We start from the raw sequence: 17,062 nt of genomic DNA on the forward strand, positions 1-17,062 counted from the left end.
GCCGGCGGCAGCGGCTCGCCGGGGCGCGCCGGACCGCCCGCCCCGCCAGCACGTCCGTGCGGCGCCCGTCGCGGACCACGAACCTGCCGTCGATCAGCACGTACGGCACCCCGGTCGGCAGCGCCCTCGGCTGCGCGTACGTGGCGCCGGCCGCCACCGTCGCCGGGTCGAACAGCACCAGGTCCGCCCGGTACCCCTCGCGCACCAGCCCCCGGTCCGGCAGCCGCAGCCGCGCCGCGGGCCGGGACGTCAGGTGCGCCACCGCCTCCTCCAGCGGCAGCACGCCGAGCTCCCGCACGTAGTGCCCCAGGTAGTGGGGGAAGGTGCCGTACGCCCGCGGATGCGGCTTCGCCCCCCGCAGGATGCCGTCCGAGCCGCCGGTGTGCACCCGGTGCCGCATGATCGCCCGTACGTTCTCCTCGTGGCCCACGTGCTGGAGCACCGTCGTGCCCAGCCGGTCCGCGAGCAGCAGCCGGCGGGCCGCGGGCCAGTCCGGCACGCGGCTGCCCACGAACCGGGCCAGCGCCGGGTCCGACACGCCCGCCACCTCCACGGTCGACCAGTCCACCGGCACCCCGTGGCAGCCGTCCGAGCCCGTCACCTCCACGGCGTGCCGGATCCGCTCCGCCGCCGCCCCGTCCCGCAGCCGGGCGAGCAGCGCGTCCGGGCCGCCCGCGTGCGCCCAGCCCGGCAGCAGCGCCGCCAGCGTCGTCGACCCCGCCGTGTACGGGTACGTGTCGAGCGACACGTCGGCCCCGTCCGCCAGCGCCGCGTCCAGCAGCGCCAGCAGCTCGGGCGCCCGCCCCGCGTTCCCGGGGAAGTTCAGCGTGGCGTGCGCCAGGTGCAGCGCACACCCCGCGGCGCGCGCCAGCCCCAGCACCTCCCGGTACGCGTCCAGAGCCCCCGCCCCGTACGAGCGGTGATGCGGGCACCAGTAGCCGCCGTACTCCGCCACCACCCGGCACAGCGCCGCCAGCTCCCGGCCGTCCGCGTACATGCCGGGCGTGTACGTCAGCCCCGAGGACATGCCGACCGCGCCCTGCTCCAGGCCCTCCGCGACCAGCCGCCGCATCCGCAGCACCTCGGCGTCGGTCGCCGGCCGGTCCTCCCAGCCCACCGCGTACGCCCGGACCGTGCCCTGCGGCACCAGGTACGCGGCGTTCACGGCGACGCCCTCGCCGTCGAAGCCGTGGTCCAGCCGGTCCAGGTACTCCCCGACGGTCCGCCAGTCCAGGCCGCCCGGCACGTCGCCGCCGTCCCCGTTCCAGCCCGCGACCGCCGCCCGCACCCCGGCGAGCGTGGCGTCGTCCACCGGCGCGTACGACAGCCCGTCCTGGCCGAGCACCTCCAGCGTCACGCCCTGCGCCGCCTTCGCCTCGTGCGCCGGATCGCTCAGCAGGGCGAGGTCGCTGTGCGCGTGCATGTCGACGAACCCCGGGCACAGGACCAGCCCGTGCGCGTCCAGCGCCCGCCGGCCGCCCAGCGGCCGGCCCCCGGGCCGGCGGACGGCGGCGATCCGCCCGCCGTCGAGCCCCACGTCCGCGCGGTACCCGGGGGAGCCCGAGCCGTCGACCACCGTCGCGCCCCTGATCACCAGGTCCATCGCACCGCCCCCGCCCGCAGCCCCGGACGGCTCAGAAGAACGTCCGGACGTAGTCGCCGACGGTGCCGTCCGGCTCCACCACCGGGATCATCGGCCACTTCTCGAACACCGTGCACGGGTGCGCCAGGCCGAGCCCCACCCAGTCGCCCACCTCCAGCGGCGTGCTCCCCGGGTCGGTGCGCAGCCACGCGTGCTGGTCGGACAGCGCCGTCACCGCGATCCCGGACGCCGGCCGGACCTGCCCGTCGGCGGCCGAGCGGACCACGTGCACCACCGGCAGCCCCAGGTCGTACGACACGTCCCGCTTGCCCGCGTTCAGGAACGCCTCACCGGGTGTCGGGCGCGACACCACCTGTGCCCACAGCCGGAACGCCGGCTCCAACGCCCCCTCCTGCGGCACCCGGTTGAACGGCGTCAGCCGCTCGTAGTGCCCGTGGTCGTGCGACACGTACGCCCCGGAGCGCAGCAGCTTCAGCACCGGCGCCGACAGCTCCGGGACCTCGGCGAAGACCTCCGCCACCGTGTCGAACCACTCGCTGCCGCCCGCGCTGACCACGATCTCGTCCGCGTCCGCGAAGAGGCCCGCCTTGTCCAGGCCGGCCGTCAGCGCCACCAGCCGCCGCAGCCAGGCCGCCACGGTCGCGGGGCTCGCGTCCGGCACCTGCGCCTCGTAGCCGGCGACGCCCACCAGCCGCAGCGACCGCGCGCGGGCCGCCGCGGCGGCGACCTCCGCGGCCTGCTCGTCCGTCCGCACCCCGGTCCGCGCGCCCTCGCCCGCCGCCAGCTCCACGACCACGTCCACCGGCCGGGCCGCGCCCGCCAGTGCTTCCTCCATCAGCGCGACGCCCCGCACCGAGTCGACGTAGCAGACCAGCCGGAACCCGGGGTCGGCGGCGAGTTCGGCGGCCGCCCAGCGCAGGGCCGCGGCGTCGACCAGCTCGTTCGCCAGGAACACCCGCGGCACGCCGAACGCCCGGCACACCCGCACCTGGTGGGGTACCGCCACCGTGATGCCCCAGGCGCCGAGGGCCAGTTGGCGGGCGAAGAGCTGTGGGGCCATCGTCGTCTTGCCGTGCGGCGCGAAGGCCAGGCCGTGCCGCTCGGCGAACCCCTCCAGAGCGGCCAGGTTGTGCTCCAGCGCCGACGCCGACAGCGTCAGGACGGGCGTGGTGAAGCCGCCCGTGAACAGGTCGCGGCGCTCGGCGGCGAGCCGGCCGACCGTCAGGCCGTCGGCGTCCGGCGGCAGTCCCTTGAACCGGTGGTCGACGCGCTCCTCGCCGAGGCGGTCCGCCGCGTTCATGGGCCCACTCCGTTCTGTTGCACATGCTGCAACGGCCGTTGCGCGGTCTGCTCGCAGCTGTCTAGCATCCGGGCCGTCGCCCGGTCAACGGCCCCGGGCACGGGAGGAGGTGAGGGTGGTCCCCGACGCGGTGTGCCTGGGCGAAGCCATGACGGCCTTCCTGCCCTCCCGGCCCGGCCCGCTCGCCGACGTGCCGTCCTTCACCCGCTCGGTCGGCGGCGCCGAGGCCAACACCGCCTGCGCCCTCGCCGACGCCGGGCACCGCGTCCGGTGGGTCGGCCGGGTCGGCGCCGACGCCTTCGGCGACCACGTGGTGGCGGCCCTGGCCGCCCGCGGCGTCGACGTGTCGGCGGTGCAGCGCGACCCGCACCGCCCGACCGGGATCTACTTCCGCACCGCCACCGACCGGTCCGCGCCCGGCCACGAGGTCGTCTACCACCGCGCCGGGTCCGCCGCCTCCGCCCTGGGACCGCACAGCGCGGACCCGGACGCCGTCCACGCGGGCCGCGTCCTGCACCTGACCGGCGTCACCGCCGCCCTGTCAGCCGACTGCCTCGCCCTGATGCGCGACCTCACCGCCCGCCGCCCGGGGCGACCGCTGCTCTCCTTCGACGTCAACCACCGGCCCGCGCTGTGGCGCCACGCGGACGCCGGGCCCGTCCTCCTCGACCTGGCCCGCGGCGCCGACCTCGTGTTCGTCGGCCACGACGAGGCCCGCGCGCTGTGGGGCCTGCACGGCGCACGGGCCGTCCGGCAGGCGCTGCCCGAACCGGACGTCCTCGTCGTCAAGCTGGGCCCGGGGGGTGCGGTGGTCTTCCACCCCGACCCGGACGGGTCCGTCGGCTGCGGCGGCGGGGTGGTCACGGTCGAGCGGCCCCCGCGGGTCGACTGCGTCGACGCCACCGGCGCCGGCGACGCCTTCGCCGCCGGGTTCCTCTCCGCCGTCCTGCGCGGCCTGCCCGTACGGGACCGGCTGCGCCACGGGCACCTGCGGGCCGCCGCTGCCCTGACCGAACCCGGCGACCTGGCCGCCCGGCTCGACCCCGTACACGCCGACCGGCTGGTCGCCCTGGACGACGGCGCATGGGGCAGACTGCGTCTGGGCCCCGGCTGGACCCGCCGGCCGCCGGGGGCGGCACAGGACCACCGGGCCAGGCAGGCACGGGAAGCCGGTCAGGCACAGGAGGCCCGGCAGACGCCGGGGGCGCGGGGAGCCCGGGAAGCCCCGCGGTCACGTGGGGCACGGGCGGCACAGGAGGGGCACACGCGATGAGCCAGACCGTCGACCGGGCGCTCAGCATCCTGCCGCTGCTCGCCGAAGGGCCCGCCGACCTCGGACACGTGGCCCAGCGGCTCGGCGTCCACAAGTCCACCGCCCTGCGGCTGCTGCGCACCCTGCACGCCCACGGCCTCGTGCACCGCCAGCCCGACCACCGCTACCGGCTCGGCGCCCGCCTCCTCGCCCTCGCCCAGCAGGCCGCCGAGAACCTCGACGTCCGCGAGATCGCCCACCCCCACCTCGTCCGCCTCGGCGAGGAGACCGGCCACACCGTGCACCTGGCGGTACGGGAGGAGGACGAGGTGCTGTACGTCGACAAGATCGACAGCCGCTACCCCGTCCGCATGTACTCCCGCGTCGGCCGGCCGGTCGCCGTCACCGTCGCCGCCGTCGCCAAGGTGCTCCTCGCGGACCTGCCGGACATCGAACGGCACGCCCTCACCGCCCGGCTCGACTACCCCCGCTACACCGCCCGCTCCACCCCGGACGCCGCCGCCTACCGCGAGGAACTCGCGGCCGTGCGCGCCCGCGGGTGGGCCGCCGACCTGGGCGGCCACGAGGAGTCCGTCAACTGCGTCGCCGCGCCCGTCCGCGGCGCCGACGGGCGGGCGGCCGCTGCCCTGTCCCTCTCCGCACCGAACGTCGTCGCCACCGCCGACGACCTGCTCGCCCTGCTGCCGCTGGTGCGCCGCGCCGCGGACGCCGTCAGCCGGGACCTGTCCGGCACCGACCACTGAGGAGCGCCCCCTTGACCCCGAAGACCGCCGTCACCCCCGCCGCGCACGCCGCCCCGCCCGCCCGCTTCTCCCACGGCGTGCGCAAGGGCAGCATCCTCCAGGTCGCCGGCCAGGTCGGCTTCCTGCCCGTCACCGAACCGGGCGAGCCGCCGGCCGTTGCCGGGACGGGGCTGCGGGAGCAGACCCTCCAGACCCTCGCCAACGTCGAGGCCGTTCTCACCGAGGGCGGCGCGACCTGGGACGACGTGGTGATGCTCCGCGTGTACCTGACGGACACGGACCACTTCGCGGAGATGAACGCCGTCTACGACGAGCACTTCGCGGACCTCGCCGTGCCCCCGGCCCGCACGACCGTCTACGTCGGACTCCCGGCCGGGCTGCTCGTGGAGATCGACGCGCTCGCCGTCCTCGGCTGACGGCACGCCCCTCCGGGACTCACACGATCCTGGTGCAGAGGACGCTCCTGCCGTCGTTCACGTCCCAGGTCAGGTAGCGCGTGGCGGGGTCGCCGCAGTAGACCGGGCGGCCGGACGGCTTCCGGTAGTAGCCGGTGATGCGGAGGATGTGGGTCTGCCCCTTCGGGACCCTGCCGGAGGCGCAGTTCCACACCACCAGCAGGTTGGCGGAGCCGCGGCGGTTCTCGTCGAGCTTCGCGGTGAAGCACTGCCCGGCGCGGAACCGCCGGGTCACGCACAGCACCGTCCAGACGCCGTCACGGCCGCGGTCGGCCCATCTGCCCCGGCCGCCCAGGCGCGGACAGGTGACGGAGGACGAGCGGCCGGCGCGGGTCACGGAGACGTACGCGCGCGCGGAGTCGCAGCGGACGCGTACGGGCGCGTCCCGGCTCCAGCGGCCGTACCCGTCGCCGTGCACGTCCAGGCAGTCGCCCGCGCGTACGGCCCTGAAGGCGAGGTCCCGGGCGGTGGGCGCGGGACGGCGGGGGACCGGGGAGCTGCGGGGGCGGGGGGTGGCGGAGGCGGTGCGGGTGCCGCCACCTGCGTCTCCGCCGGCCGACGAGCCGCCGCCTGTGCTCCTCCCCGTACCCGCGCCCGTTCCCGAACCCGCGCTCGCGCTGTTGCCGGTCTTGCCGCTCGTGGTGCCCGACGTGGCGCCGGACCACGGCGGATCGTCGCAGGACCGGGCCAGGACCGCGAGGACGATGAGGGCGACGAGGAACAGGACGCAGCCCCCGCCGGAGGACTTCTTCGGCGGCTTCGGCACCGGCGGCACGGTCCTGGAGCCGGAACCCGTCCCAGGAGTGGAAGTGGAAGCGGACGCGGGACCGGGACCGGGCCTTGACCGTGCCTGCTCCCGTTCCCGGGCCTGCTTCCGTTGCGGAGCTTGTGGCCGTTCCCGCTCAGGGGTCTGTGCCCGTTCCGGGGCCTGCTCCCGTTCCGGGGCTCGTGCCCCTTCCCGTCCCCGGGCCTGCTCCCGTTGCGGAACTTGTGGCCGTTCCCGCTCAGGGGTCTGTGCCCGCTCCGGCGTCTGCTCCCGATCCGGGGCCCGTACCCCTTCCGGCGTCTGCTCCCGTGTGTACGCCCGGGTCGGCTCCGGTGGCGGTACGGCGCTGGTGCGTTGGTCGACCGTCAGGGCGTCGGGGTCGGCCGCCAGCCCCCGCTCCCAGGCACGGCCCTGCTGCTCGTACGCCTCGATGACCTCGGTCCAGCGGGGCGGCAGCCAGCGCCGCCCGCTGCGGGAGGCCGGCAGGCCGGTGAGCTCGGCCAGGAACCGCTGCAGCACCTGCTCGGGACGAGGCCTCCGCTGCGGGAGGGTCTCCAGGCACGGGCGGACCAGCGGCACCAGCTCCTTCGGCAGCCCGGTCAGGTCGAGTTCGCCCCGCGACACCCGCAGCAGCAGTCGCAGCGTGTCCTCCCCCTCCGGGTAGGGCGGGCGGCCCACCGCCAGGTGGAACAGGGTGGCGCCGAGCGAGTACATGTCGGACGCGGCCGTGGACGGCTCGCCGCGCGCCTGCTCCGGCGAGGTGAACGCGATGGTGCCGAGGGTGAGGGTGGTGCGGGTGATGTCCTGGGCGTGCGAGATGCCGAAGTCGATGAGCCGCGGCCCGTCCATCGGCAGCAGGATGTTCTGCGGCTTCACGTCGCGGTGGACGACGCCCTGGCGGTGCAGCGCGTCCAGGGCCTGTGCGGTGCCGGCCGCGATCCAGCGGATCGCGGAGGCCGGCAGGCGGCCGCCCCGGCGCACCAGCTCGGCCAGGGACGGCGCGGGGATGTACTGGATGGCCATCCAGGGTGACGGCGCGGCCGGGTCGGCGTCGACGACCTTCGCGGTGTGGGCGCTGTCGATCCGCTGGGCCAGCGTCACCTCGCGGGTGAACCGCCGCCGGTCCGCGGCGCTCACATCGCCCTCCGCGAGGAGGGTCTTCACCGCGACCAGCGGGGCGCCCGGCCCCACCCGCCCGAGGTAGATCCGGCCCATGCCGCCCGCGCCCAGCCGCCCCAGCAGCCGGTACGGGCCCAGCTCCGGCGGATCACCACCGCCGAGCGGCCACAGCCGCGGGCCCGCCGCGGTACCGTCCCCCGCCATACCGCCGCCCCCTCCTGGTGCCTTCCGCCAGCAGGGTAGCCGTCAGCCCGCGGGTGCACAGGCGCTCGTGCGCACCCGCGGGGGCAGGGGCGGCAGCTGCGTCCCCGCGGGTGCGCTCACGCGCCGTGCCGTCCGGTCAGGAACCGGCGCAGTACTGCTGGTCCTTGCCGATGGACCGGTACATGCAGTCCGCGTTCTCCAGCAGCTGGAGCACCGCGTCGCGGTTGCGGGAGGTCTCGCGCTCGATCACCTCGTCGGGCGGGTAGAAGCCGCCGTTCCAGGAGCTGGCCGGGTACATCTCGAAGGTGTAGCCGAAGATCCGCTGCTCCCCCCACAGCCAGTCGTCGATGGACCCGTCCGTGACGTAGAGGTCGCTGGACTGCTGGGGCGTGTAGCCGTTGCTGGCGGCCATCTTGCGGCCGACGGCGGCGAAGGCGTCCCGGTCGTCCTGGGTCATGCCGGGTGCGGTGTCGGAGTAGGTGTAGCCGTAGGGCCACAGCACCAGCTCGCTGTAGGTGTGGAAGTCGATGGCGGCGGTGATCTGCTGCTCGCCGCCGACGATCCGGGACCGCACGAAGTCGGCGACGATCTTCACTTCGGGGGCCGACTCGGGGGCGGAGCCGCGGTAGGTCGCGGAGCTGTAGGAGCCGGAGGAGCCGCCGCAGCAGGCCCACTTGTAGTCCCAGTTCCGGTTCATGTCGGTGCCGACGTAGGAGGAGCCCGGGTTGGGCTGCCGGTTCTTGCGCCAGCTGCGGTAGCGGCCGGAGGCGATGTCGTACTCGCCGCCGTCCGGGTTCATGTCGGGCACGATCCAGATCTCGCGGCTGTCGACCATCTTCGTGATGCGGGAGTCCTTGCCGTATCCGGCGCCGAACTCGCGCAGCAGGTAGAGGGCCATCTCGACGGTGAGGTGCTCGCGGGCGTGCTGGTGGTGGGTGAAGAGCACCTCGGGCTCGGCCTCGTCGGCGCCGACGTTGTCGCTGATCTTGATGGCGACGATCTCGCGGCCCTCGTACGACCGGCCGATGACCTGCTTGCGCATGATGCCGGGGTACTGCTGGAGGCGCTGGTCGATCTCCGCGGTCATCTCCGCGTAGTTGTGGTAGCGGGAGTCGGCGGGCGGGAAGTCCTGCGGTGACACGGCCGCGCCTGCGCTGCGGTCCGGCGGCGCGGGCAGGGCCTCCAGCCGGTGGCCGAGGGAGCGCAGCCGCTTGGCCTGCCGGTCGTCGGCGCTGACGACTACGGAGTGGTCGTCGGCCTCGTCGATGGAGACGCCGGTGGCGGCGATGGCGGAGCGCTCGGCGGGGGTGGCCGGGCCGTGGATCTCGTACTGCCGGACGGTCTCCTCGCCGGCCGCGGGCGTGCGGGCGGCGGATCCGGCGGCCGGGGCGGCGGTGCTGGCCGAGGTGGCGGTGAGCGGCGCCGCGACGGCGAGGGCGAGGACGGCCGCGAGGGTGGCGGACCGCCTGCCGGGGAAGCGTGGACGCATGCTGTGTCTCCTGTGTGGGGGGCGAGGTGTGTCCTCGTGCGTCGCAGCATCCGGCTATGGCATGAACCCGTCAAGAACGCACTTCGGCCACGCCCGGAGGCATTCCCCCTTGTGCGGTCACCGGGCACCCGCTTTGGTGACCGTGCGCACGACTGGATCAGCGGTACGAGTGGTACGTACGAGCGGACGGCGAAAGGCGTGAACACCATGACGGAAGGCACCGCGAGCACCACCACCCGGGGCCCGGGCGCCGGGGGGCGGCCCACCACCGCCCCCCGCAAGGCGAGCTGGCGCCACATCGGCCCGGGCATCGTCGTCGCGGCCACCGGCGTCGGCGCAGGGGACCTCGTGGCCACCCTGGTCGCGGGCAGCAGGTTCGGCTACACGCTCCTGTGGGCGGCCGTCATCGGCTGCCTCGTCAAGATCTCCCTGGCGGAGGCCGCGGGCCGCTGGCACCTGGCCACCGGCCGCACGCTCTTCGACGGCTGGCGCAGCCTCGGCGCGTGGACCACGGTCTACTTCGCCGGGTACGTCGTCGTGTGGGGCTTCGTCTACGGCGGCGCCGCCATGGCCTCCAGCGCGCTGCCGCTCGCGGCGCTGTTCCCCGGTGTCCTGGAACCGGAGTGGTGGGGCATCCTCTGCGGCCTCCTCGGGCTCGCCTTCGTCTGGTTCAACCGGTACGCCGTGCTGGAGAAGGCCATGACCGTCCTGGTCGGGGTCATGTTCCTGGTGACGGTGTACGTCGCGGTCCGCGTCACCCCGAACCTGGGGGACGCCCTGGCCGGGCTCGCCCCGGTGCTGCCGGACGGCTCCCTCCTCTACACGCTGGGCCTCGTCGGCGGCGTGGGCGGCACGATCACCCTCGCCGCGTACGGCTACTGGGTGAACGCCAAGGGGTGGCGCGACGCGGGCTGGATGAGGGTCATGCGGCTGGACAACCGGATCGCGTACCTGACCACCGGTGTCTTCGTCGTCGCCATGCTGGTCGTGGGCGCGGAGCTGCTGCACTCCTCGGGCATCGCGCTCGCCAAGGGCGACCGGGGCCTGATCGACCTCGGGACCGTCCTGGCGGACCGCTACGGCACGGTCACGGCGAACCTCTTCCTGGTCGGCTTCTTCGCGGCGTCGTTCACCTCCCTCATCGGGGTCTGGCACGGGGTGAGCCTGATGTTCGCGGACTTCGTGCGGAGGATCCGCGAGGGGCGCGGGGCCGCGGCCGGGGAAGCGGGTGCGGCGGCCGGGCCTGCGGCTGCGGCTCCCGGGCAGGAGGCGACGGGTGAGGCCGCCGGTGCGGGGGAGGCGGCGGGTACGGCCTCCGGGGCGAGCGGGGCGGGTGCGACGGCGGGGGCGGCCGGTGCGGAACCCGGGCAGGGCCGGGCGGGCGCGGCCTCCGGGGCCGGAGGGGAGGCGGCGGGCGCGGCGCCGCGGCAGGACGGGGCGGCGCCTGACGACGCCGCCCCGGGGGGAGGACCGCTGGAGCGGTCCCTCCCGTTCCGCGCGTACCTGCTGTGGCTGACCTTCCCGCCGATGGCGCTGCTCTTCCTGGACCGGCCGTTCGCGCTGGTCATCGCCTACGGCGTGGTCGGTGCCTTCTTCATGCCGTTCCTGGCCCTGACCCTGCTGTGGCTGCTCAACTCCGGCCGTACGCCACGGGAGTGGCGCAACGGCCGGCTGAGCAACGGCATGCTGGGCCTCGCGGCGCTGCTGTTCCTGGTGCTGTGCGTGGAGCAGGTCCGCGAACTGCCCTGGTGACCGGCCCGCCGGCCGCTACGGCAGGTTGTGGACGTGCGGACCGACCGCGTTCGACCAGGCGTTGCCCGCGGTCGCGTCCCAGTTCGTCGACCACGTCATGGCGCCGCGCAGCGACGGCCACGTCGTGGACGGCTTGAAGGTGCCGCAGCTGGTGCCGCGGGTGAGGCAGTCCAGCGCGTTCTTGACGACCGTCGGGCTGACGTAGCCGCTGCCGGCGCCGCGGGGCGAGGCCGGGACACCGAGCCCCACCTGCGACGGGTCGAGGCCGCCCTGGAGCTGGATGCAGGCCAGCGCGGTCAGGAAGTCCACCGACCCCTGTGAGTACACCTTGCCGTCGCAGCCCAGCATCGAGCCGCTGTTGTAGTACTGGGTGTTGACCACCGTGAGGATGTCCTTCACGGCCAGCGCCAGCTTGAAGTACTCCGTGTTGGTGTTCTGCATGTCGATGGTCTGCGGGGCCATCGTCAGCACCATGCCGGGGCCGGCCTTGGCGGACAGCTGGCGCAGCGCCTTCGTCAGGTACGTGGAGTTGATCCCGTGCTCCAGGTCGATGTCCACGCCGCTGAAGCCGTACTCCTGCATCAGGGCGTACGCGCTGTCCGCGAAGGCGGTGGCCGAGGCGTCGCTGTTGATGGTGACGTTGCCCTTCTCGCCGCCGACGGACAGGATCACCGACTTGCCCGCGGCCTTCTTGGCGGCGATGTCGGCCTTGAAGTCGGCGACCGAGGCGTAGCCGACGGCCGGGTCCAGGTTGAAGACGATCTGCCCGGGCGTGGCCGTCGAGTCCGCGAACGACACGGCGATGATGTCGTACTGGTCCTGGACGTCCCGCAGCTTCTGCACGGTGGCGCCGTTGTCGAAGTTCTGCCAGTAGCCCGTCACGGCGTGCTTCGGCACGGACGGGTTCGGGGTGGTGCCGCCGCTCCTCGTCCGCACGGTGACGGTCCCGGACTTCTCGGACTCCCCGGCGGCGTTGACGGCCGACACCTGGAAGCCGTACGCGGTGTCGGCGGCGAGCCCGGTCACGGTGGCGGACGCCCCGCTCACCGACTGGACGCGGGTGCCGTCCCGGTACACGTGGTAGCCGGTGGCTCCGGCGACCGCGTCCCAGGTCAGCGTCACGGACGACGAGGTGACCGTCCCGGGGGCGAGCCCGGCCGGGGTGGCGGGCACCTGCGGGTCCGGGTCGCCGTCGCCGCCGCCGTCCGGCCCGAAGACGGACACGTCGTCCACGTGGTAGGCGGCCTGCCCGTACCAGCCGTGCGTGTACACGGTGACCTGCTTGGTGTCCGGCCCGGTCGTGAAGCTGGTCCTCAGCTGCTGCCAGGTGCCGGAGCCGGGTGTCCAGGTCGACACGTCGGTGGTGCCGGTGCCGGTCGCGCCCAGGTACGCGTAGGCGCCCTGCACCCAGGCGCTGAGCTGGTACGTGGAGTTCGGGAGGACCGCCACGGTCTGGCTGCACCGGGCGTTGTCGAGCCCGGCGGGGACCGCCTTCAGCGCGGCGGTGCCGCTGCGGACGGGGGAGGTGACGGTGCTGCCGCTGTTCGCCGAGCAGGTCCAGCCGGTGAGGCCCGACTCGAACCCGGCGTTGCGCGCGACGTTCCGGTCCTCGACGGCCTGCGCGGTCCCCGCCCCGCCGACGGCGAGGGCGAGCCCGGCCCCGACGGCCAGGGCCAGCGGCCCGGCGAGCGACGCTCTGGCGCGGTGTCCGCGGTTCTTGCTGCGGTGCTGCACTTGCTGCCTCCGGTGGGGGAGTGGGGAGTTGGCAGGGGTCGTGCGTCACGGTGGCCACCGCGGTCGGTGCTGCCCGTACAAGGTGGTCCAGACCAATCGCCGTGTCAAGGCCCCGGGTCGACTGCGTGTGCGGGACGCGGATTTGGGTCCGGCGGTGGGCCCACGGGCCCATGAGCTCCGCCCGCCCGGCTGCCTACGGTGTGGCGGCACCGCAGGGGAGCGACCGGAGGGGCATCAGGCATGTACGGGACGGGTGGGCCGCCGGGGAGCGGCACGGCGCAGGGCACCACCGGCAAGAGCGGCCTCCTCGCGCTCCTCCGGTCCTGGGCGGTGGCCCTCGTCGTGCTCGCCGTCACCGAGTACGTCCAGATCACGCACCTGCGGCCGCTGCTGGTGGGCGAGGAGGGGCCGGGGCCGTTCGGCGCCGGCCTGCTGCTGGTCCAACTGCCCGACTTCGTGTGCGTCGCGCTGGCGGCCTGGGTCGCGGGCCGGGTGCACGCCGAGCCGTTCCGCAGGTCACCGCGGGCGCACCGTGCCGCCGTCTTCGCGGTGCCGGCCCTCGCCGCCGCCGCGAGCACCGCCGTCCAGTGGGGCCGCGTTCCGGCGGTCGGCCTCCTGCTGTCCGGCGCCGTCACCGCGACCGGCGCCGTCACCGGCTACCTCCTGAACCGGCTCCAGGAGGGCGACGGATGAGACCGCGCCGGACACACCGGACCGCGGGGCGCGCACGGGAGCGCCGGAGGGCCGGGGGCGGGCCCGAGGGCCGCCGGGAGCGCGGCGCCACAGCACCCGAGTACGCCGAGCGGTCGCCGTCGCCACCGCCGTCGTGCCGGCCCTCCCAGCCACCGGGGCGGCCGGCTCCGTAGGCGAGCGGTTCCCGTGCGCCGTCTCCGCCCTCCGGGGCGGCGGCTGCTCCGCCGGCGGGAGGACCGGCGGCACCCGGGCGACCGACAAGGACTCCGAGCCGCCGCTGTGCGCCCTCTCCACCGTCACGGACAGGGCGGGCAGCACGGTAGGGCTCGGGTCCCTGGAGTGGGGCAGCGGGTACGGCTTCCAGGAGAAGGCCCACCAGGCCGACCACGACGGAAACGGGGACGGCGACGTCGACGGCGCCGACCAGTTGATCCACGCCACGTGCACGGACACCGCGTCGATCGGCGTCACGGGCGGGCTCGGCGGCAGGACCGGCGAACCGGGCGAGGGCTGCGTCGACCTCGGCGCCGGCATCCGGGTGAACAACGGCGACACCTGGATCTTCGAAAGCCGGTCACCGGCGCAGGAGTTCCGCGACGACCCGGAGACGCTGCGGATGTACGGGATCCGCCGCACCTCGCCCTGCGGCGCCGAGGCGGGCCCCGGCGACAGCATCCTGTACCTCTTCGGCACCGGTCCGCTGCACGAGGGAGAGCGGATCCGCGCCCGGTCGGTCCTCCGGTCGCACGGCCGATGAACTGCGCCGGTTGACATGTCCGGTTTTGGCGGATGCCGGGCCTCCGCAGCCGACGGGCAGTCAAATCAACACTGTTCTCTCCCTACTAGGACACCGATAAGGTGCTGGTGCAGCTGAGCTGTGCAGTTGACGATCTGCGGTCCCGGCAGGGGAAGTAAGGGCCGGAGAATGAACGGGGATCTTGACGTGTCGACAGCGATCGCGGTGACCAGCGCCGACCTCGTGCTGCCACCGGCGGACCGGCAGACGCCGTCCGCGGCCCTGCTGCACCCCCCCGAGACCCAGCCGCTCGACGCGGCACTCGCCGACATGCGCGTGCTGATCGACGAGCACGGCTATGTCGTCGTGCTCTACCCGTCCAGCCTCCCGCAGGCGTGCGAGCGCCGCCTGCACACCGTGCGGTCCCTGCTGGAGACCGACAGGATCTCCCTGATCCGCTCCCCGCTCCCGCCGCTCGGCCTCGCCCTGCTCGTCCTCCAGCTCCGCCAGTTGTCCATCGCCGGGTTCAGCGCCGGCGTCGTCGCCTCGGCGGCCCGGCTGCTCTCGCACTACATCCACGCCGGCGCGCTCCTCAACTCCGTGGCGCGGCTCGACCGCGTCCCGGTGAGTCTGAGATCCCACGCGAAGTCCTGGGTGCCCGGGTCCCAGTTCGGTGTCGTCGCGGCGCCCGAGCCGCAACTCGTCAAGGTCGGCAGCGGCTCCCTCACCGGGCCGCCGTTCGCCACCCACCTGATGGTCGCCAAAGGCCGGCTGGCGTCCGACTGGGTCACCGAGAGCCTGGCACCCACCTGGCAGGTCGAGGCCGTCCACGAAGCCGCGCTGCCCGCCGAGTCGCCCCGCTGGTGGGGCACCGGCAAGCTCGTCGAGTTCGCCGCGTACCTGCCGGACTTCGCGGTCCTCCACCAGTTGGTGTCGTCCGTCCTGCGGAGCCGCTGCCACTGGTGCGGGACGGAACTCATCGGCGACCGCTGTGCCTTCTGCTCCGCCCCGCTCGTCCTGCGCGAGGACCGACCATCCGCGGGTGGCGGCGTGAGAGCCGGACGGTCCGCGCAGTAGGGCGCCCACCCCGGCTCGCGGCACCCGCCCGTGTCCGCCGCCGGCCGCCCCGCCGGCCCCCGTACGTCCGCACCCGACCCGTCCGCAGCCGTCCGCCCGATCCGCCTACGTCCCTGATGAGGTTGTCCGGCCCATGAACTCCCGCCAGCGCCGCGGCATCATACTGCTGCTCCTCTCCGTCCTCCTCGCCTTCGTCGCCTTCGCCGGCGTCCTCTCCGTGATCAGCGACGTGAAGTCCAAGGTCGGCCCCGAGGTCACCGCCTACCAGGTGAAGCAGGACGTCGCCCCGTACACCCGGCTCACCGAGGCGCAGTTCGAGAAGGTCTCGATGCCGAAGCGCTGGCTGTCGCAGAACGCGGTCACCGACCTCGCGGAGATCGACGGGAAGATCGCCGTCACCACCCTCCGCAAGGGCTCCCTCCTGCAGAGCGACATGATCGTCGAACGGCCCGCCCTGGAAGCCGGCCAGCAGGAGATCGCCATCATGATCGACGCCGCCACCGGCGTGGCCGGCAAGATCACACCGGGCGCCAAGGTCAACATCTTCGCCACCTTCGACGGTGACGAACGGACCGGCGCCCCCGCCCAGTCGAAGATCATCGTGTCCAACGCCAAGGTCATCGACGTTGGCCGGCTCACCGCCCTGGAGGGGCGCGACGACCGTGCCCGCACCGAGGCCGTGCCGATCACGTTCGCGCTCGGCACCCTCGACGCCCAGCGCCTCGCCTTCGCCGAGTCCTTCGCCCAGAACGTCCGGCTCGCCCTCATCGCCCCGGGCAGCGACGCCTCGCTCACGCCCGAAGAGCGCACCTACGACATCACCAAGGACAAGTGAGGCGCGGCATGACCACGAGGATCCTCCCCGCCGTGGGCGACCCCGACGCTGCCCGGGCCGTCGCCGGCCTGCTCAGCCAGCTCCCCGACGCCGAGCCGGCCGTCCCGGTGACGGACTCCACCCAACTGACCGACACGCTCGCCCGGCTCGCCGGCGACTCCCTCGACGAACTGCCCGAAGTGGTGCTGGTCCACGAGCGCATCGGCCCGGTGCCCGCACTCGAACTGATCCGGGAGGTCGCCCTGCGCTTCCCGGCGGTCGGGGTGGTCCTCATCACGGCGGACGCCAGCCCCGGCCTGTTCTCCGCCGCCATGGACTCGGGCGCCCGCGGCCTGGTCGCCCTGCCGCTCAGCTACGAGGAGCTCGCCGGCCGCGTCCAGTCCGTGGCCCAGTGGGCCACCGGGGTGCGCCGCCACCTCGGCACCGGCGGCGACCTCGCGGCCGGCCCCGGCGGCGTCGTGCTGACCGTGTCCGGCGCGAAGGGCGGCGTCGGCACCACCGTGGTCGCCATCCAGCTGGCCCTCGCCGCGCAGGCGTCCGGCCAGAGCGTCGCCCTCGTCGACCTGGACCTGCAGACCGGTGACGTCGGCTCGTACCTCGACGTGCGGTTCCGCCGCTCGATCGTCGACCTCGCCGGCATCCAGGACATCACGCCCCGGGTGCTCCAGGACGCCGTCTTCGGCCACGAGTCAGGGGTGTCCCTCCTGCTCGCCCCGAAGGAGGGCGAGCGGGGCGAGGAGGTCTCCGACCGTTCCGTACGCCAGGTCGTCAGCTCCCTGCGCTCCCGCAACGCCGTCGTCGTCATCGACTGCGGCGCACAGATGAACGCCGCGAACGCCGCCGCCATCGAGATGGCCGACACCGCGCTGCTGGTCACCACCCCCGACGTGGTGTCCGTACGGGCTGCCAAGCGGCTGGTCACGATGTGGAAGCGGCTGCAGATCCGCAAGGCGGAGGACACGGTCGCCGTGGTCAACCGCCACACCCGCAGCACCGAGATCCAGCCGCCGCTGATCCAGAGGATCACCGGCACCGCGGTCGCCGGCACCACGGTGCCGGCCGGCTACAAGGAGCTGCAGAGCACGGTCGACGCCGGCCGCCTGCACGAGCTGGACGCCAAGTCCGCGGTGAAGCAGGCTCTGTGGGGGCTCGCCGGAGAACTGGGCCTCGTCAAGGCGGAGGCCCTGGCGAGGCTGCAGGGCAGGCACCGGGACCGCGGTTCCGTCGGCCTGCGCCGCCGCCGCTCACACGGGGACGAGGGGGTGCCCCGGCAGGGCAGGAAG

General features: G+C 74.4%; 14 protein-coding genes. 9 read left to right on the top strand and 5 right to left on the bottom strand.

Features of this window, described 5'->3' with window-relative positions; genetic code table 11:
• Both BJP40_RS28815 and BJP40_RS28820 read right to left on the bottom strand, forming a co-directional pair.
• Nucleotides 1–1,603 (bottom strand): amidohydrolase family protein (locus BJP40_RS28815; protein WP_071283403.1); only part of this gene is annotated, 1,603 nt, incomplete at its 3' end.
• 31 nt (nucleotides 1,604–1,634) lie between these two features.
• The gene (locus tag BJP40_RS28820; RefSeq protein ID WP_071283406.1) at nucleotides 1,635–2,903 is read right to left on the bottom strand and encodes an alanine racemase; all 1,269 of its coding nucleotides are present in this window, start codon (nucleotides 2,901–2,903) and stop codon (nucleotides 1,635–1,637) included.
• A gap of 148 nt (nucleotides 2,904–3,051) precedes the next feature.
• Between BJP40_RS28820 and BJP40_RS28825 the strand changes: the two genes are divergently transcribed.
• Genes BJP40_RS28825 through BJP40_RS28835 form a run of 3 tightly spaced genes read left to right on the top strand, consistent with a single transcriptional unit; the run spans nucleotide 3,052 to nucleotide 5,335 of the window.
• Complete coding sequence (locus BJP40_RS28825; protein WP_371258710.1) at nucleotides 3,052–4,176, top strand: sugar kinase; 1,125 nt, start codon at nucleotides 3,052–3,054, stop codon at nucleotides 4,174–4,176.
• Complete coding sequence (locus tag BJP40_RS28830; RefSeq protein WP_071283412.1) at nucleotides 4,173–4,919, top strand: IclR family transcriptional regulator; 747 nt, start codon at nucleotides 4,173–4,175, stop codon at nucleotides 4,917–4,919. Before BJP40_RS28825 ends, BJP40_RS28830 begins: the two co-directional genes overlap by 4 nt.
• Before the next feature lie 11 nt (nucleotides 4,920–4,930).
• Nucleotides 4,931–5,335 carry a RidA family protein gene (locus tag BJP40_RS28835; RefSeq protein WP_071283415.1) on the top strand — a complete coding sequence of 135 codons (405 nt, stop codon included), beginning with the start codon at nucleotides 4,931–4,933 and terminating at the stop codon, nucleotides 5,333–5,335.
• Between the two features lie 19 nt (nucleotides 5,336–5,354).
• On the opposite strand, the gene BJP40_RS28840 is transcribed toward BJP40_RS28835, so the two are convergent.
• Both BJP40_RS28840 and BJP40_RS28845 read right to left on the bottom strand, forming a co-directional pair.
• Nucleotides 5,355–7,463 (bottom strand): serine/threonine-protein kinase, encoded by a 2,109-nt coding sequence (locus BJP40_RS28840; RefSeq protein ID WP_071283418.1) that lies wholly within the window; start codon nucleotides 7,461–7,463, stop codon nucleotides 5,355–5,357.
• 136 nt (nucleotides 7,464–7,599) lie between these two features.
• A complete protein-coding gene (locus tag BJP40_RS28845; protein ID WP_071283421.1) occupies nucleotides 7,600–8,952 on the bottom strand; it encodes a M14 family metallopeptidase in 1,353 nt (450 codons plus the stop codon).
• Between the two features lie 207 nt (nucleotides 8,953–9,159).
• On the opposite strand from BJP40_RS28845, the gene BJP40_RS36005 reads away from it, so the two are divergent.
• Nucleotides 9,160–10,704: an Nramp family divalent metal transporter gene (locus BJP40_RS36005; protein WP_226962480.1), complete on the top strand. Its 1,545-nt coding sequence runs from the start codon at nucleotides 9,160–9,162 to the stop codon at nucleotides 10,702–10,704.
• A gap of 15 nt (nucleotides 10,705–10,719) precedes the next feature.
• Here the strand turns inward: BJP40_RS36005 and BJP40_RS28855 are convergent, their stop codons facing one another.
• Entirely contained in the window at nucleotides 10,720–12,438 is a 1,719-nt protein-coding gene (locus BJP40_RS28855; protein ID WP_319020078.1) for a glycoside hydrolase family 18 protein, read from the bottom strand.
• Between the two features lie 240 nt (nucleotides 12,439–12,678).
• Here BJP40_RS28855 and BJP40_RS28860 point away from each other — a divergent pair, with 240 nt between their 5' ends.
• The 5 genes from BJP40_RS28860 to BJP40_RS28880 form a co-directional block, all read left to right on the top strand.
• Nucleotides 12,679–13,131: a hypothetical protein gene (locus tag BJP40_RS28860; protein ID WP_071283424.1), complete on the top strand. Its 453-nt coding sequence runs from the start codon at nucleotides 12,679–12,681 to the stop codon at nucleotides 13,129–13,131.
• Nucleotides 13,132–13,264: 133 nt separating this feature from the next.
• Nucleotides 13,265–13,888 carry a hypothetical protein gene (locus BJP40_RS28865; RefSeq protein WP_071283426.1) on the top strand — a complete coding sequence of 208 codons (624 nt, stop codon included), beginning with the start codon at nucleotides 13,265–13,267 and terminating at the stop codon, nucleotides 13,886–13,888.
• A gap of 204 nt (nucleotides 13,889–14,092) precedes the next feature.
• Nucleotides 14,093–14,944: a hypothetical protein gene (locus tag BJP40_RS28870; protein WP_071283436.1), complete on the top strand. Its 852-nt coding sequence runs from the start codon at nucleotides 14,093–14,095 to the stop codon at nucleotides 14,942–14,944.
• A 133-nt stretch (nucleotides 14,945–15,077) separates the two neighbouring features.
• A complete protein-coding gene (gene cpaB, locus BJP40_RS28875) occupies nucleotides 15,078–15,779 on the top strand; it encodes a Flp pilus assembly protein CpaB (protein WP_071283429.1) in 702 nt (233 codons plus the stop codon).
• A gap of 8 nt (nucleotides 15,780–15,787) precedes the next feature.
• Nucleotides 15,788–17,062, top strand: a 1,275-nt coding sequence (locus tag BJP40_RS28880) for an AAA family ATPase (RefSeq protein ID WP_071283431.1), incomplete at its 3' end; no start/stop codon positions are given.

Origin of the sequence: Streptomyces sp. CC53, assembly GCF_001865245.1 — a bacterium.
Taxonomy (GTDB): Bacteria; Actinomycetota; Actinomycetes; order Streptomycetales; family Streptomycetaceae; genus Streptomyces.

Excerpts from the sequence above, each read along its gene's own strand:
- BJP40_RS28860 (WP_071283424.1), top strand. The coding sequence starts at position 12,679 with ATGTACGGGACGGGTGGGCCGCCGGGGAGCGGCACGGCGCAGGGCACC.
- BJP40_RS28845 (WP_071283421.1), bottom strand. The coding sequence starts at position 8,952 with ATGCGTCCACGCTTCCCCGGCAGGCGGTCCGCCACCCTCGCGGCCGTC.
- BJP40_RS36005 (WP_226962480.1), top strand. The coding sequence starts at position 9,160 with ATGACGGAAGGCACCGCGAGCACCACCACCCGGGGCCCGGGCGCCGGG.
- BJP40_RS28825 (WP_371258710.1), top strand. The coding sequence starts at position 3,052 with ATGACGGCCTTCCTGCCCTCCCGGCCCGGCCCGCTCGCCGACGTGCCG.
- cpaB (WP_071283429.1), top strand. The coding sequence starts at position 15,078 with ATGAACTCCCGCCAGCGCCGCGGCATCATACTGCTGCTCCTCTCCGTC.
- BJP40_RS28840 (WP_071283418.1), bottom strand. The coding sequence starts at position 7,463 with ATGGCGGGGGACGGTACCGCGGCGGGCCCGCGGCTGTGGCCGCTCGGC.
- BJP40_RS28830 (WP_071283412.1), top strand. The coding sequence starts at position 4,173 with ATGAGCCAGACCGTCGACCGGGCGCTCAGCATCCTGCCGCTGCTCGCC.
- BJP40_RS28820 (WP_071283406.1), bottom strand. The coding sequence starts at position 2,903 with ATGAACGCGGCGGACCGCCTCGGCGAGGAGCGCGTCGACCACCGGTTC.